This window comes from Pseudarthrobacter sp. BIM B-2242, from assembly GCF_014764445.1.
Lineage (GTDB): Bacteria > Actinomycetota > Actinomycetes > Actinomycetales > Micrococcaceae > Arthrobacter > Arthrobacter luteus_A.
In genome coordinates, this window is record NZ_CP061721.1 from 4,347,194 (window position 1) to 4,362,309 (window position 15,116).

At 60.0% G+C, this 15,116-nt stretch carries 11 protein-coding genes; 3 read left to right on the forward strand and 8 right to left on the reverse strand.

Translation table 11 applies throughout. The annotated features are described in order from the left end of the window. Positions 1 to 112 precede the first annotated feature (112 nt). From IDT60_RS20095 to trxA, 3 genes are all read left to right on the forward strand, one after another. The gene (locus tag IDT60_RS20095) at positions 113 to 1,690 is read left to right on the forward strand and encodes an ABC transporter substrate-binding protein (protein WP_191080388.1); all 1,578 of its coding nucleotides are present in this window, start codon (positions 113 to 115) and stop codon (positions 1,688 to 1,690) included. Positions 1,691 to 1,939: 249 nt separating this feature from the next. After that, positions 1,940 to 2,896, forward strand: coding sequence for a thioredoxin-disulfide reductase (trxB, locus tag IDT60_RS20100; RefSeq protein ID WP_191080389.1), 957 nt, complete (start codon positions 1,940 to 1,942; stop codon positions 2,894 to 2,896). Between the two features lie 36 nt (positions 2,897 to 2,932). After that, on the forward strand, positions 2,933 to 3,259 hold the full coding sequence (gene trxA, locus IDT60_RS20105; RefSeq protein ID WP_164203803.1) for a thioredoxin: 327 nt from the start codon (positions 2,933 to 2,935) through the stop codon (positions 3,257 to 3,259). Between the two features lie 5,612 nt (positions 3,260 to 8,871). Here trxA and IDT60_RS20110 read toward each other — a convergent pair. The 8 genes from IDT60_RS20110 to rpmH form a co-directional block, all read right to left on the reverse strand. Beyond that, positions 8,872 to 10,224 carry a ParB/RepB/Spo0J family partition protein gene (locus tag IDT60_RS20110; RefSeq protein WP_191080390.1) on the reverse strand — a complete coding sequence of 451 codons (1,353 nt, stop codon included), beginning with the start codon at positions 10,222 to 10,224 and terminating at the stop codon, positions 8,872 to 8,874. 67 nt (positions 10,225 to 10,291) lie between these two features. Continuing rightward, the gene (locus IDT60_RS20115) at positions 10,292 to 11,359 is read right to left on the reverse strand and encodes a ParA family protein (protein ID WP_223883826.1); all 1,068 of its coding nucleotides are present in this window, start codon (positions 11,357 to 11,359) and stop codon (positions 10,292 to 10,294) included. 86 nt (positions 11,360 to 11,445) lie between these two features. Next, positions 11,446 to 12,096, reverse strand: a complete 651-nt coding sequence (gene rsmG, locus IDT60_RS20120) for a 16S rRNA (guanine(527)-N(7))-methyltransferase RsmG (protein WP_191080391.1) — start codon at positions 12,094 to 12,096, stop codon at positions 11,446 to 11,448. A 20-nt stretch (positions 12,097 to 12,116) separates the two neighbouring features. Next, positions 12,117 to 12,683, reverse strand: coding sequence for a R3H domain-containing nucleic acid-binding protein (locus tag IDT60_RS20125; protein WP_191080392.1), 567 nt, complete (start codon positions 12,681 to 12,683; stop codon positions 12,117 to 12,119). Then, positions 12,683 to 13,657: a membrane protein insertase YidC gene (gene yidC / locus IDT60_RS20130; RefSeq protein ID WP_164203793.1), complete on the reverse strand. Its 975-nt coding sequence runs from the start codon at positions 13,655 to 13,657 to the stop codon at positions 12,683 to 12,685. Before yidC ends, IDT60_RS20125 begins: the two co-directional genes overlap by 1 nt. A gap of 16 nt (positions 13,658 to 13,673) precedes the next feature. Beyond that, the gene (yidD, locus tag IDT60_RS20135; RefSeq protein ID WP_191080393.1) at positions 13,674 to 14,069 is read right to left on the reverse strand and encodes a membrane protein insertion efficiency factor YidD; all 396 of its coding nucleotides are present in this window, start codon (positions 14,067 to 14,069) and stop codon (positions 13,674 to 13,676) included. Then, positions 14,062 to 14,472 (reverse strand): ribonuclease P protein component, encoded by a 411-nt coding sequence (rnpA, locus tag IDT60_RS20140; protein WP_164203787.1) that lies wholly within the window; start codon positions 14,470 to 14,472, stop codon positions 14,062 to 14,064. Before rnpA ends, yidD begins: the two co-directional genes overlap by 8 nt. A 40-nt stretch (positions 14,473 to 14,512) precedes the next feature. Next, positions 14,513 to 14,650 (reverse strand): 50S ribosomal protein L34, encoded by a 138-nt coding sequence (gene rpmH / locus IDT60_RS20145; protein WP_003800212.1) that lies wholly within the window; start codon positions 14,648 to 14,650, stop codon positions 14,513 to 14,515. Between the last annotated feature and the right edge of the window lie 466 nt (positions 14,651 to 15,116).

Below are 15,116 nucleotides of genomic sequence, written 5' to 3' on the forward strand. Positions count from 1 at the left end.
AGGGGTAGTTGCAGGCAAGAGTAAACCGGCTCGACGCCCGGCCTTTTGACCGGTTCTGACCGCCGGTGGCATCATCTACGCCGGTAATTCCCGGACAGTCTAGGAGGAACACGTGTCCCACCCGATCGACGTTGGATCAGTACTCGGCGGCCGCTACAAGGTCACAGCCACGGTATTGACCTCACACGACCATGATCTGGTGCTGGACGGGGTGGACCAGGTACTCAACCGGCCTGTCAGCATTCTGGTTGCAGGCCCGCACAACACGGAGCAGGTTGCGCAGAGTGCCCGCGAGGTTGCTACCGGGGAGCGTCCCGGCAGCGTCCAGGTACTCGATCTTGGCGTCACCGAAGCCGCCACCTACCTCATCACGAACCACACGTCTGCGGCAGACCTGCTCGATCTCGTCGTCGCTTCCGATGCGCCCTACGTTGAGCCCTTCTTTACCGACACCCTGGGCAGTGAGATTTTCGGCCAGGCGCGGTCACACGAGCCCGAGCCGTACGACGAAGAAGAGAACGTCGACGCCGGCTACATCAACTACGCCGACCACCACCCCAGCCAGGTGGACCCTTACCGGTCGGCTCCTTCGGTTCCGCCGGTGGTTCCGCCCCGGCCGCCGGTCGGTCCGACCACCCGCCCTGCCGGTGGATCGACCGGGGCCGCCGGTGCCGGAGCGGCTGGCGCTGCTGCAGGTGCCGCCGCAGGAGCAGCTGCCGCGCACCAACAGGCCACCGCCCCGCATCCAGTCCAGCCGGCGGAGCGGGAGCCGGTTTCGGGTTCCGGCGCACCGGTTGCCAGCCGGCCGCACAACGGACAGGAACAGGGTCAGCCCAAGGTCTCGCTGTGGTCTGAAGACGACTACTCCTACGAGGACCAGGACACCGGCTACGACACAGCAGCGGAGGCCAAGCCGGCCAAGCCCAATCGTGCCGCAGCCGCTTTCCCTTCCCTTGCGCGAAAGACCTCCCCGGCGGCAGCAGTACCGCCAGCAGGCGGTACAGGCGCTTACAACGATGACGACGACGAGCCCGAGCGTGAGCCGCGATCCATGCGCTGGCTCGTGGGCGGCCTTCTTGCCGTAGTACTCATTGCAGGGCTGGTGTTTGCCCTCACCAACCTGGGCAGCTTGTTCCAGTCCGGCCCGCAGGCCGACCCAACGCCGGCTTCGACAGGCGCGCCGGCAACAGGTCCGGGCACGGGGACGCCCACAGCCAACCCGAGTTCAGCACCGCCGGCAGCCCCGCCGTCCATCGAAAACATCACCCGCCAGGGTAATTTCGACTTCGCAGCCACCTATGATGTGGACCTCGTGAAGGCGTTCGACGGCAATGCAGCCAGCTACTGGTCCGATATGGAATTCGCTACCGAAGGCTGGGGCGGCCTGGCCGCCGACGGTGTACCCCTGTTTGTGAAGCTGAAGAGCCCGGCCACGGTTTCTTCCATCACCCTGACCCAGCTTGGAGCTTCCGGCGGAAACCTGAGTGTCTACACGAACGACCGTCCGTCACTGGATGGTGCCAAGCTCGTGGGAACGAACAGCTTCACGTCAACCGATCTGACCTTGCCGCTGGCTGAGCCCGTGAAGGCACAGTACGTCATTGTGTCCATCAAGGCGCTGCCCAGGCTGGCGGCCCCGAAGACCCGCTACGGCTTCGGCATCCGCCTTGCAGAAATCAAGGTCCAGTAGCGAGGGCCTGCGTCACGCCGCCGCCGAGCCGCGTCTGTTCTGCCAGGGGATGGCCCCGGCGGTAACAGATGCGGCTCAGCTGTTTTCAGGCGGTAATCTGGGAGGGCACCTGTTGAGGCGACTCCGTCATGACCATTCATGGTTACTCCGTTCGCGCGGTGCCCGGAATATTCACCACCAAGATTCAGTTGTGCCATGTGGCCGGTCCAGTAAACCGGCGCATCGACTAAGGAAGAGGTTCACCGTTCAGTGAGCAACGCAGAAAACACCGCGTCCGAAGTACGTGATGTCATCATCGTCGGCTCGGGCCCGGCAGGGTATACGGCCGCGGTCTACACGGCCCGAGCCAACCTCAAGCCCCTGCTCCTGGCGGGTTCAGTGACCGCCGGCGGCGAACTGATGAACACCACCGACGTCGAAAACTACCCCGGCTTCCCTGACGGCATTATGGGACCGGACCTCATGGAGAACTTCGAAAAGCAGGCCGCCCGGTTTGGGACGGAGATCCAGTTCGAGGACGTCACCGCACTCGACCTCGAAGGCGACATCAAGACCGTCACCATCGGCACGGGCGAGACTTTCCAGGCCCGGTCCATCATCCTGTCCACCGGATCCGCTTACCGCGAGCTGGGCCTGCCTAATGAGAAACGGCTCTCCGGACACGGCGTCAGCTGGTGTGCAACCTGCGACGGTTTCTTTTTCAAGGGTCAGGACATTGCGGTCATCGGCGGGGGAGACTCCGCCATGGAGGAAGCCCTCTTCCTGACCAAGTTTGCTAAGTCCGTCACGGTAGTCCACCGCCGCGACACCCTCAAGGCCTCAAAGATCATGGCCGACCGGGCGCTGGCACACGAGAAAATCTCGTTTATCTGGAACAGCACCGTGGACGACGTCATCGGCGAGGATAAAGTCACCGGCCTCAAGATCAAGAACCTGCAGGACGGGACCGTATCCGATCTCGCCGTCACGGGCGTGTTCGTAGCCATCGGAAACGATCCCCGCACCGAATTGGTCAAAGACACGCTGGAGATTACGCCTGAGGGCACTATCGCCGTGAAGGGCCGGAGTTCCAGAACCAGTGTCCCGGGCGTCTTTGCCGCCGGCGACGTTGTTGACCCCACCTACCGTCAGGCGATCACGGCGTCCGGTTCCGGCTGTGTCGCTGCCATCGATGTGGAACATTACCTCGCAGACCTGCACGCGTAATCCGCGTCACCGCCATTCGAAGAGAGAGACAAAGCTATGAGCAACGCTAAAGACGTAACAGATGCAAGCTTCGGCACGGACGTGCTGTCCGCTGACAAACCGGTGATCGTTGATTTCTGGGCCGAATGGTGCGGCCCCTGCCGCAAGCTGGGACCCATCCTCGACGAGATCTCGGTCGAGTACAGCGAGAAGGTCGACGTCGTCAAGGTCAACGTTGACGACAACCCGGGCATTGCCGCCGAGTACGGCATCACGTCCATCCCGGCTGTATACCTCTTCCAGGGTGGCGAGGTAAAGGGCACCGTTATTGGAGCCCGACCCAAGCAGTTCTTCGAAAAGGAATTCGCTGACGTCCTGTCCTAACGGACCTCACGGCTGTCGGTTCATGACCCCGGCCCTCAAAGAAGGCGTCCTTGCGATAAGTGCTTAATAGCGTTTGTGGCCACTGCTTCCCTGAAGCAGTGGCCACAGATGTTTAAGTCACGGTTTCCGTGCTGACGAAACAAACAAACACGGTTTCAGAACGCACAAATTCTGCCCTGGGCACATTACTACGAGAGCATGAACCGCGGCAGATACTGCCTGAGTCCATGGGCGGCGTCCAAGCAAGTTAGCGGGAGATTTCTCAGTCAGAGCCCGATGAGTTCTCTTCGCTGGGCGACTCTATGTTTCACGTGAAACACCTCCTGGCTTGCGGGGGAGTGTGACGTCGGAACTGTGCCATATTCTTGCCCGCGGGCACTTTGAAGTATGCCATTTCCCTTGGTCGGCACGGGATGGACAGTCTCCCGCCCGGCGTCAACAGCAGCGCTTCTTTCGTCTCGGTACGACTTCTCCAGAATCCGCAACAACCGCAACCGTCGGTTTGGGACGAACTCGGGTAAGAGTGTTTCACGTGAAACACACCGACGAACGATGTTGAAGCTTCCCGCAATTCCCATTATCAGGGGAAGGTGCATCTTATCCGAATCAGGCGTGACAGAAGATTTATGCTGCGACAAAATATGGAGTCCGCACTCTTCTGCTCTAACCCTCCTTTCTCGTGGCGCCTCAAATCAACTGAGTCCCTTTGCAGGAACACGATCCGACAGCGTGGTGACTGTGTGGCCCTTGGAACAACCTGGGCGATGGGGCGCTTCACGTCCGTCACGGCTCGGCCGGGATCAATCGTCAACTCGTGCAATGTTTCACGTGAAACATAGTCAAAGACGCCAACGGTACAAGAGGTGACACCACCAACGCAGCCTCACCACCGAGGTGCTCCACCGGGACACCTGGTCTTGTCTAGTTCAACGACAAGCGAGAATACACCTGATAAGGGCCACGTCCTATGTGCTAAGTTCCATCAGCGGTCCGCAGCCGGAGAATCTAGAGGTACGTGACTATAAACCGCTGATTTACTGGGTAGAAAGCCAGCAGATTCCCGAGAACCACATCTGCTAAATTGCTCACTCCCACCTCAATCCAGCGAAAAACCAAGTTTGAGGCTAGCGGCCGACGAAGGGGGCCTACTCGCCGAGATGCCATGCCGCAGCATGAGCACACAACACGGAAATGACAGCACCGCCAGCACAATAGACCATGCGTAAACCGATCGTAGGCCATCGGCTCTTTGCCAGGACTCATGGAACCGGGAAACGAGCTCCACCACTCATGCCGCTCACCTTGGTGGAACCAAGCTCGCCGGAATGGCGACTCCAGCCGGTTCGATTGGGGGAGACCACTCGGTGACACGAGTTCGCCGAGATGAATCCTTGGGCAGGGTCCTTCGCTGAACACTGTGGCTGAGTTGTCGAGCAGGAGACAAAGCGTTCCAGTGCAGAAATCACACCCAATATGCCCTGCAGATTCTGTGGCTAGTAGGACGCCTGCAACGAACGGAACATGAAGCATCCATGCAAAAACACCATGAAGGCAAAAAGGGACGACGACGTCGAAGTCTCAGGCGTTGGGAGAGTTCACCGGGAAACCAGGAGCGTAGGGGATCAGTTTGGGTCTCTACACAGGGCTCCGGCCGGCGGTGTGTTTACTACTTGCAAGATCGAGCAGGACTCCGCAGGCAGAAAACTCGCCAAACTCCGTAAGTTGGGGCGGTGGCGACCCATGCATTCGCGTCGTACAACAAATCAACAGCGGCATCCTCACTTCTGGCCCACGCGGAGCACCCAGTCGGCTCCATCCCGCAGCGTACAAAGCTTCAGTCTGCCGAAGAGGCGGTCCTCCGCGTTGCATGCCGGGTTGCCAATATCTAGGTACTGTTCGAGTTCAGCTCGGACGGCGGTGAGAGCAAGCCCCGCTTGCCAACACCTCTTTTGCCGTGCACCCAGGTCAGATCCGCCGCTCAGCTTCATGTTTCACGTGAAACGAAGTAGTCCTAAGCCAGCTGAGGTCCACTCACTTGGCCTTCAGTGTTTCACGTGAAACAGCGACGTTCCCGGATACGTGAGCCTGGAGTCTCGGTACTCTGGGCCAGACCTTCCACGCAGCCACCGTGGCAGCTCGATAATACGAGGACGCAACGTTGCTTGCCCGGGGCGATCATACACAGCGCGCCCAACATCTACCGCGGCTAAAACCCCAAGCCTCTGCTCATCACACCGCACACCACAACCCACGTGGTCAGCACAGCACGACGCCCGCACACCAGGTCGCCGGCACACCACGTGGCTGGCGGCCAGCGCGGGCGCGTACAGCGGACACTTCACATGCCACGGAACGAATTCCTACGTCAACACACCCACAGTGAGAGGGCGGTCAGGGGGCATCCCCGGCCAAGGCCTCAAGACCCGGTGTGCGGCGTTTGAGGCTACCCAGGAGAGGCTACACGCGTAGGCGTACCAAGAGCTTCATCGAGCCTCTAAAGCCAGACACCGCCCTTGCATGCACGAGAGCGAACAGCGCACGAATCTATCAGCCCAGGAGGTGCAGCCGAAGACCCTAGATTTGCTGCACCGGCATCCGGTACGCACGAGCCAACCCACCTCGCCGCCGAAAGAAGGGCCGAAGCTCGGGCACTCCACGGGGGTAGTTGCCCTCGGATCACGGCGACGGGAGTGGATGCAGTGTCCGAGTCAGTGTCAGAGTGTGATTGTCGCTTCGTACGGAGCTCGCACCCTGAAGACTCTTCAATGTAGATCAACCCTCGGAGCTCCGCAGGTCTGCGAAGCAGTGATCGAGATTCACTCGGCTATCGGTCTCCTGTGTCCACGCACGGCGAATTCCTACGAAGGGTTGACAGCGACGGCAGCTATGCAGAGGATGCTCCATCTCCAGCCAGCGATTTCCACGGCGGATTTCGGCCTGGAGATCGTCATTCCTCACGAGTTATCCCCATGAGTTATCCACAGCAATATCCACACCGATTTCCACAGACTTATCCACCGATACGAGCAGCCAATATCGAGATCACAGCTACACGTGGGAATGTGAGGCATCTCCCAAGCTGCGCTGCCGGGTGTACGCCCGATCACATCCAATCGGGCAGCCAGAAAATTCCGCTGGTCAAATCGAAAACGCGGGCTAAATCGGTCATATATGGACGATTTAGCGCTTCTGGTAACGATTGCAGCAGTTCCGTAAATGTTTCACGTGAAACACGGTGCTGCCCGGGCAAGTCAGGAATTTGCTTCGCCTACGCGCGTCGCTAATTGGATTCGTTGGGGCTCCCCCTTACCCTCCCACGTCGCTGGCAACTATCCACAAAGTTATCCACAGGAATATCCACCGTCCAAGTCGAAAGAAATCGTTGGGAAGGAGAACCGCCAAGAACGCGCTCGTGCTTTCCCGGTGGACGATCGGCGCACGTGAACGACCCTCCCGTCTCCCCGTCGAGCGAGGGACCATGAGACATGCGAGCGACTCGACTGCACAAAGGGCAGGTACAGCTTCTCGGAGTCGCCCCCCTTCCCACCATTTGAAGCCCCCGCATAGCCGGGCAGCCTCCTACGGCCCACCGCTCGAAATTGGCCCTCATGAATCTTGTGGATGTTCCCGCGATGGCAGTGCGTCATGTCACAACAACAGCCCAAGGCCACCCAGGCCCTAGACCGTTTCGAATGTTAAGCCCGCACCGCCAGCCGACGACCACCGGAATGCGCGATATATCTAATGCGCGATTGTGGCGTGCTGCGCAACAAGCTGCGTTCCGAAAAAACTCCCTCATGCCGGCGAGGCAAGGACCGTAACACTGCACTAAACGTGGGGCTAATGTCGGACTCGTATGAATCCGCTGTTACGTCTTCTGTGCCTCCCGCTCCCATCCCTTGACCGTGACGAACCAGTGGCACGAGCCCCTGGTTTAGGTGCCTGCGCACAGCAAGCAAGTACGGGGACTATCATCGCCCTGCTCATCGGCTCTATTGATGAACAGCCACGACTATCCATGAGGTAGCAGTCAGCCGTGCTGTCCTCAGCAGTTCAGCGGAACCCAGCCACGAAGTCCCGGGAACGCCGCAACCGCCCTCGCCGAGCTCCGGGGGAGGGGCTCCGCACAGCCATGGGTACCCCCATGAGACCAACATCGGCCTTGGTCTGCCGGCGCACTATAAGTGCCACGTGGCTAAGGGGGTGACGCGGCTCGAAAGCCGGGACAAGGGCCGTGGGTAGTAGCTTCGCGTAAGGGCTACGAAGCAGGGCAGGGATCACTGTCGGCTATCTATGCGCCGTCACAGATACAGCTGCTGTCTCGTCCAGCCCGCCCTTTGTGCTTCGTCCGACCTGGCGGAGGGGTCCACGACTACATGCGGCATGCGCGAGCCCGTGCAAGCGCCTGGGAGCGCCTGAGAGGGTGTTCGTAAGGTTCTGCCGTCCACGCAGTACACGACCACGCAGCAGGGGACAGCTGCGTTCCCACAAACACGCCGAGGATCATCCTGTGCATCCATCATGGGAGTCAGCAGGACCATTCATATCCAGGGCCTCCACCGACATAGCAGGCGACAAGCGGGTGCGCTTTCGGGGGCGCTACGCGAACACCATCCTGAATTCCTTAGATCTGTACATCTACGCGGTACGGGTCCCGGTAGAGAGGGTCGATACCTGGATTCGTGAACGTCTGCTCCCAGGGTGCCAGCCCAACGTGCGCGACGTTTCACGTGAAACGCATTCACGGCGTGGATGGAATGTTAGCTAGCTCTGCAGAGACTACTGCCCCTCATGCAGGTCCGGGATACACCGGGGACCACCGGCGTCGAGTCAATGTTAGTTTCACCCCGCGTAGTCGTGTGATGCTGTGAAAGCATTCAGTTTAGAAGAGCTATCGGGAACACAGATCGCCACAACGTGACCTCCTCGCCCGTGCTGCCGAAGCTCCGAAAGTGCACACGCTTGTTAGACGGAGCTGATGACGGCGACAAACAGTCTGCGAAACAGAAGCATCCCCGCGGGGCTCAAGTCGCTTGTTTCACGTGAAACTGCCGCGCACGGGCCACTGCAAGAGACGAAGGCAGTGACCACCATGGATAGGAGCCAAGTGCGTGTGTCCTGGCCGCTAGTCCTATTTACGCTGGTGTCATTGTCATCGAGTGCTCCAACAAACCATGGCCGTTCCAAAGCTAAAGAGCACCGGAACCAACTTCAATCAACCAAAGCAACGGAGCCAGAAGCCCAGCGACCAGACCCGCGAACTAGAACCCACGCACCCGATCAGGGCCAGTTACCTTGCACGCAATCAAAGTGCCGCTAATGCTACGCATCAACGAGCCATCCGAGGTAGCGAGCGGACTGTATCCGAGGGAAGGCAAGCAGGAGAAGGGCAGACCTTCGCTAAGTGACGATCTCAGTCGGAGGCGGGGGGCGGCGGGCGGTCGGGCAGCGGGCAACTGAAGCAATTTCAGGAGCGTATGCACGGTAGCGGCCCAGAAGGGAGATTCACCCCGCACAATGTGAACAGCAAAAAAGGAGGGCCTGTTTCACGTGAAACAGTCCCTCCCTCGGTGACTAACCCACAGTCTAGGCTGCAAGCTTCGTCATGCCGGCTAGTTTTCGGCCCCCGGCGCAAGAACCTCCATGATGCGGTTCAGGTCTTCAACACTGGCAAACTCTATGCTTACCCGGCCCTTGCGGACACCTAGGGAGATCTTCACATTGGTGTCCAGGCGATCCGAGAGGGACGATGCCAGGTAGTCAAGACGCTCATGGCGTGCCCCCGGACGAGGGATATTGTTCTTGGCAGGCCTGGTCGGATCCTGGTACAGGGTCACGGCTTCTTCAGTAGCCCGCACAGACATACCTTCCGCCACGATCTTCTGCGCGAGGCGTTCCATTGCTGCCGCGTCCGGAAGAGCCAGCAGAGCACGCGCATGGCCGGCAGAAAGAACGTTTGCCGCAACCCGCCGCTGCACGAGGGGAGGCAGCTTAAGCAAACGAAGCGTGTTCGATACCTGAGGACGGGAACGGCCGATACGGTCAGCGAGCTGTTCGTGCGTTGTTCCGAAATCCTCGAGCAGCTGCTGGTAGGCGGCCGCTTCTTCAAGGGGGTTCAGCTGGCTGCGGTGGAGGTTCTCCAGGAGTGCGTCCCTGAGAAGGTCATCATCGGTGGTATCCCGCACGATGGCCGGTATGGTTTCCATACCTGCGGCCTGTACTGCACGCCAGCGGCGCTCACCCATGACCAGTTCATATGGTTCTCCACCCTTTTCGGTTGAAGTACGCACCACAATTGGCTGGAGGACGCCTATTTCACGGACAGAGTGAATCAGCTCCGCCATATCGTCCTCATCGAAGACTGAGCGGGGCTGTTTCCGGTTTGGGTGGATGTCGGAGACCGGGATCTCAGCAAACCGAACCCCGGGGACCTCTATAAGGTCAACCCCGTTGTCCACTCGGTTGTTGAGGTCCTCAGTGTCATTGGCAACAGAGGACGGCTTCGCGGCAGGCTCAGCTTCCAACGCCTCCTCGGCTGCTGGAGTACCGGAGGACGTCGTGGGTTTGGCCGGACCCTTGGCGGAGGTCTTAGCCGGAGCCTTCGTCGCGGCAGGTTTGTCAGTCGCCGTCGGCGAAGGCTTAATGGGGGAGCCGGAATCCGGGGCGGCCGCATCTTTGGCTGCCTGGTCATCCCGGGGCGTCGTCTGCTTCGCCGAAGCAACCGCTGTCCGCTTTTGCGGTGCCCCTGCCGGTGCTGAGCCGGCGGTCGACCGGGACCTGGCGCCCCCCGGCTTCGCATCGTCTTCTACAACGCCCGGTGAGGAATCAATTTTCTTCCGGCCTTCGGGAAAGAAGAGGTCCACGGGCCGCGAAACAGCAGTCCCATTGCCCGACCCATTACCAGCGGCGGAACTTGGAATGAGTGCGCCAAGTCCGCGGCCCAGGCCGCGTCGCTTCTCGCTCATGGATAAATCCCTCCGATGGAAGAGTCAGGCACTGCCGGACTCCGGTTGTTGCAGTATTTTGAAGATTTTAGCGTTCAGCGATTTCCGCTGCGGCTTCCAGATAAGACAAGGCACCACTGGAGGAAGGATCGTATGTCATCACAGTCTGCTGGTAGCTGGGTGCTTCCGAGATCCGTACCGAGCGGGGAACCACTGCACCCAGGACCTGGTCCGGGAAGTGCTGGCGAACCTCAGCCGCGACCTGTGCCGCGAGGTTGGTCCGGCCGTCGTACATCGTCAGAAGAATCGTGGACACCACGAGATCCGCATTCAGATGCTTTTGGATCATTTCGATGTTTTTGAGGAGCTGACTCAGTCCCTCCAGGGCGTAGTACTCACACTGGATGGGGATCAGGACCTCGCCGGCAGCACAGAAGGCGTTCACCGTGAGCAGCCCCAGGCTTGGCGGGCAGTCAATGAAGATGTAGTCGAGCCGTTCCTCGCCATTCTTCGCCCGGGTCTTGGCGTAAACGTCGATTGCCCTGCGCAACCGCTGTTCACGGGCTACGAGGGAGACGAGCTCAATCTCAGCGCCGGCCAAGTGAATGGTGGCAGGAGCACAGATCAGGTTGCGAATGTCCGGGCAGGGGGCCACCACATCAGCCAGCGGGAAATCGTTGATCAGGACGTCGTAGATGCTGTCCACATCCGCGTGGTGTTCCACGCCGAGGGCGGTGGAGGCGTTGCCCTGCGGATCGATGTCGATGACCAGGACGTTCAAGCCGGCGGCGGCAAGGGCCGCGGCAATGTTTACGGTAGTGGTTGTCTTACCCACTCCGCCCTTCTGGTTGGACACGGTAAAAATACGTGTCTTGTCAGGCTTGGGCAGCTCCCTGCCAACCAGGCGCTCCCGGCGCTTCGTCTCGTGTGCCAGTTCACGCGCTATGGGGCTAGAGTCATCCATCGTGTCAATGACGTTTGTCTTGCCGCTCGACGCTGTTTCACGTGAAACAGCCGGAAACTTTGCCACGCCTGCAACCGGAGTAGGGTGATTTTCCCCTCGCACCGGTACAGAACCCATGCCAGCAAATGAACGTGCTGACCCCAAAGACACAAACGGGGGGATCCGTTGTGTGGAGGCTTCGCTACTGGTCACTGGGACACACTCACTCTCGTTCAGCTGTTGCTGCCGTTGTCTAGCCTAACCGCTTCGTCCTGCAGACCAAGGTTACCGGGCCCGGACTATGCAATCTTTCGGGACTTGTTTACAACGATTCGGACCACCGTGGTGGGTTCCTCCAAGAGGCTTTCCCCGACGGTCACCACCGACGTCTGGACGCCGCCGAGTTTGCGGATAACCTTCGCGGCTTTTTCGATTTCTTCGCCGGCGCTGCGGCCCTTGATCGCCACAACTTCACCCTTGCCGGCCAGCAGGGGGATGGTCAGGCCGGCCAGGTTACTCAGTGCGGAGACGGCACGGGCAGTGACCACATCGGCATCAACCATGCCGACTGCAAGTTCAGCCCGGGTCCGCATGATGGTGACGTTTGTCAGGCCCAGATCGTCCACCACTTCCTGGAGCCAGATCACGCGGCGTTCCAGCGGCTCGATCAGGGTGAGCTCAAGATCAGGCCGCGCGATGGCGAGGCAGAGCCCCGGCAGTCCGGCCCCGCTCCCCACATCGGCAACGTGGCTGCCGTGGGCGATCTCACTTTCGATGACGGCACAGTTGAGCACGTGCCGGCTCCACAGACGCGGGATCTCGCGAGGCCCGATAAGCCCGCGCTCAGTACCGGAAGTAGCCAAGTGCTCGACATACCGCTTGGCGAGATCCAGGCGGTCACCGAAGATCTTCTCAGCCGCCAGCAGTTCGGCCGCCGTGATATCAACCATGGTCAACGTTCAGCAATTCTCTAGTCAGCGGAAACTACGATGTGGCGGCCCGAGCCTTCGCCTTCAGATTCACTGACCAGGCCAAGGTCGGCAACGGCGTCGTGAACAATCTTGCGTTCGTAGGCACTCATCGGTTCCAAAGCCACGGCCTTGCCGGTCTCCCTCACTGCGGCGGCCGCATCTTCGGCAATCTTCTGCAGGTGGCCGGCGCGCTGCTGGCGGTAGCCGTTGATGTCCAGCACCAGGCGTGAGCGGTTCTCGGTGGCAGACAGCACGGAAAGCCGTGTCAGCTCCTGCAGGGCCTCGAGGACTTCGCCGTCTTCGCCTACCAGGGCGTCAAGGCCGTCCGTTTCTTCCTCAGCCACGATGGAAATGTACGTGCGGCCGTTGCGCACCTCGATGTCAATGTCACCATCGATGTCCGCGATGTCGAGGAGCTCCTCCAGGTAGTCCGCGGCGACGTCGCCTTCCTCTTCGAGGCGGCTTGCGGCAGTCCCCTTGGGGTTGGCGTCGGTGTCCGTGGTGGTTTCGTCCTGGTCGTCAATGACCTCGTCGGAAAGGGCGTGTTCGGTGCTTTCAGCAGACATTACTTCTTCTTCCTGTTCTTACGCTGGGGCTGGACGCGCTGTCCCTTTTGCTCGATGACCGCCGCAGCGGCAGCTGCCTCCGCTTCGGCGTCGGCCTTCTTTCCGCCCAGAATGGGCAGGGCCGGCAGGCCCTTGGCGGCCCTGCGCTCGGCGAGTGCCTTCGCAGCGGGGGATCCCGGCGTGGGCATGCGGCGGATGACGAAGAACTGCTGCGCCATGGTCCAAAGGTTGGTGGTGGTCCAGTAGATGAGGACACCGATGGGGAAGTTGATGCCGCCCACGCCGAACACGACAGGCAGGATGTAAAGCATCATCTTCTGCTGCCGCATGAACGGGCTGGCCATGGCCTCTTCGGACATGTTCTTGGCCATGATCTGCTTCTGCGTGATGAACTGCGAGGCCGTCATGGCCAGGATCATCACGATCGAGAGGATCCAGACGGCTGTCAGGTTGCCTTCTCCACCGTGAAGGAGTGAAGCGGACAGGGTGGCACCGAAGATGGTGGAGTCATCAAACTGCACCACTTGCTCGTGGCTCATGGCCCCGATGCCGGCACCCTTGTCGCGGGCAGCGCTGATGCCGGACAGCACCTGGAAGAGAGCGAAGAAGAAGGGCATCTGGATCAGCATGGGCAGGCAGGCCGAGAACGGGTTGGTGCCGTGCTTCTTGTACATGGCCATCTGTTCCTGTGCCATGGCCTGCCGGGACAGCTGGTCGGTCTTGCCCTTGTACTTGTCCTGGAGTTTCTTCAGGTCCGGCTGCAGCAGCTGCATGCCGCGCTGCGCCTTGATCTGCTTGACGAACACCGGGATCAGGGCGGCGCGGATCACCAGCACCAGGCCGATGATCGACAGGGTCCACGTCCAGCCTGACGCTTCAGGCAGGCCGATAGTGCTCAGGCCCTCGTGGAAGCCCACCATGATGATGGAAACCAGCCACTTGAACGGAAACATGATTGTTTCAAAGAAGTCCATACGATATCCCTATTCGTCAGGCCGCAACGCGGCCTTCTCCATCAGTCTGAGCAGCCAAGTACTTGTCCGGGTTGTTCAGCACAACAATTGTGGGGGTCCGGTCATCGGGCCAGTGGCGGTGACCGGCGGGGACATGGTCCACGCCGCCGGCGTTCCACGGATGGCAGCGCGCCAGACGGCGGGCGGCAAGCCAGCTGCCTTTCACTGCGCCATGGACAGTGATCGCCTCAAGGGCGTAGGCGGAGCAGGAAGGAAAAAACCGGCAGACTTGGCCGTACAAGGGGGAAATCACCTTGCGGTAGGCCATCAGCACCAGAATAAGAATGTTCTTGGGCAGGTTCCAAAGGAACGCGCACACAGAGGCAACACCAGGTTGAACGTAGCGGACGACAGCGGCAGTCACGTTACGCACGCGGTGTCCCTTCCTGTGTTGTACCGGTTGAACCGTTTACAGCAGCCCGCGGAAGGCGGCTGCCCAACCGGTTCATGGTCGATTCCAGTGCGGCGTTGTAATCCGCGAGCAGTTGATCCCAACTCGCGGTTGCCGACGCAGGCAGGGCCCGGACCACTATGGCAAACCCGGTACCGTACTCGCGCAGCGAGGCGGCACCGGCTTCTCTCAGTCTCCTCTTAACGAGGTTCCTGACCACAGCGTTCCCGACACCTTTGGAAACGATGAACCCGATCCGGCTGGGTTCGTCGGCAGCCAGAGCTGCCGCATATAACACTACGTTCCGGCGTCCATTGCGGACACCGGAACGTACAGTTGTGGAAAAATCGGTTGAGGTCCTCAAACGGTTACGGGTGGCCAGCACCTTAAACTCGCAAAGAAACAGTAAACCGACGAGTCAGAATCTAGGCCGACAGTTCGGTGCGGCCCTTGCCACGACGGGCTGCCAGGATGGCACGGCCGGCACGGGTACGCATACGAAGGCGGAAGCCGTGCTTCTTGGCTCGACGGCGGTTATTCGGCTGAAAAGTCCGCTTGCTCACGTTAGTTACTCCAGTGGATCAAAGGTGCGCCCACCCGATCAGTAAAAGGGAAGAACTGGCCGACGCTAAGTTTTGTATATGCGCGCTTCCCCCGGCTGCCCAAACGCAAAGCGTCGGAGAGATTCAGATGGGGCGGAAAGCGCACACAAAGGACTTCACAACATTAGGCAAAATGCGCCCCGGAGTCAAACCGGACAGTGTCTTCGCACCTGCCCATGGCTGTGGCTAACCTTGCCCCACAGCCTGTGGATGAACTGGCTCACAGGGCCTGTTTTCGAACCACAACGGTGTAATTATCCACAAGCTACTTCCCAGCTATCTTCTAGCGTTTTGATCCCCTAGAGTGGCTCAGTAGCCGATTATCCACGGACTGTGCATAACCCTGTGGATGAAGCTGGACCAACATCCTGGTTCCGGACTTGGGGCTGCACGTAATGCAGGCACGCAAGTTTTGAGGAACTGATTT

Excerpts from the sequence above, each read along its gene's own strand:
- trxA (WP_164203803.1), top strand. The coding sequence starts at position 2,933 with ATGAGCAACGCTAAAGACGTAACAGATGCAAGCTTCGGCACGGACGTG.
- IDT60_RS20110 (WP_191080390.1), bottom strand. The coding sequence starts at position 10,224 with ATGAGCGAGAAGCGACGCGGCCTGGGCCGCGGACTTGGCGCACTCATT.
- rsmG (WP_191080391.1), bottom strand. The coding sequence starts at position 12,096 with ATGGTTGATATCACGGCGGCCGAACTGCTGGCGGCTGAGAAGATCTTC.
- IDT60_RS20125 (WP_191080392.1), bottom strand. The coding sequence starts at position 12,683 with ATGTCTGCTGAAAGCACCGAACACGCCCTTTCCGACGAGGTCATTGAC.
- yidC (WP_164203793.1), bottom strand. The coding sequence starts at position 13,657 with ATGGACTTCTTTGAAACAATCATGTTTCCGTTCAAGTGGCTGGTTTCC.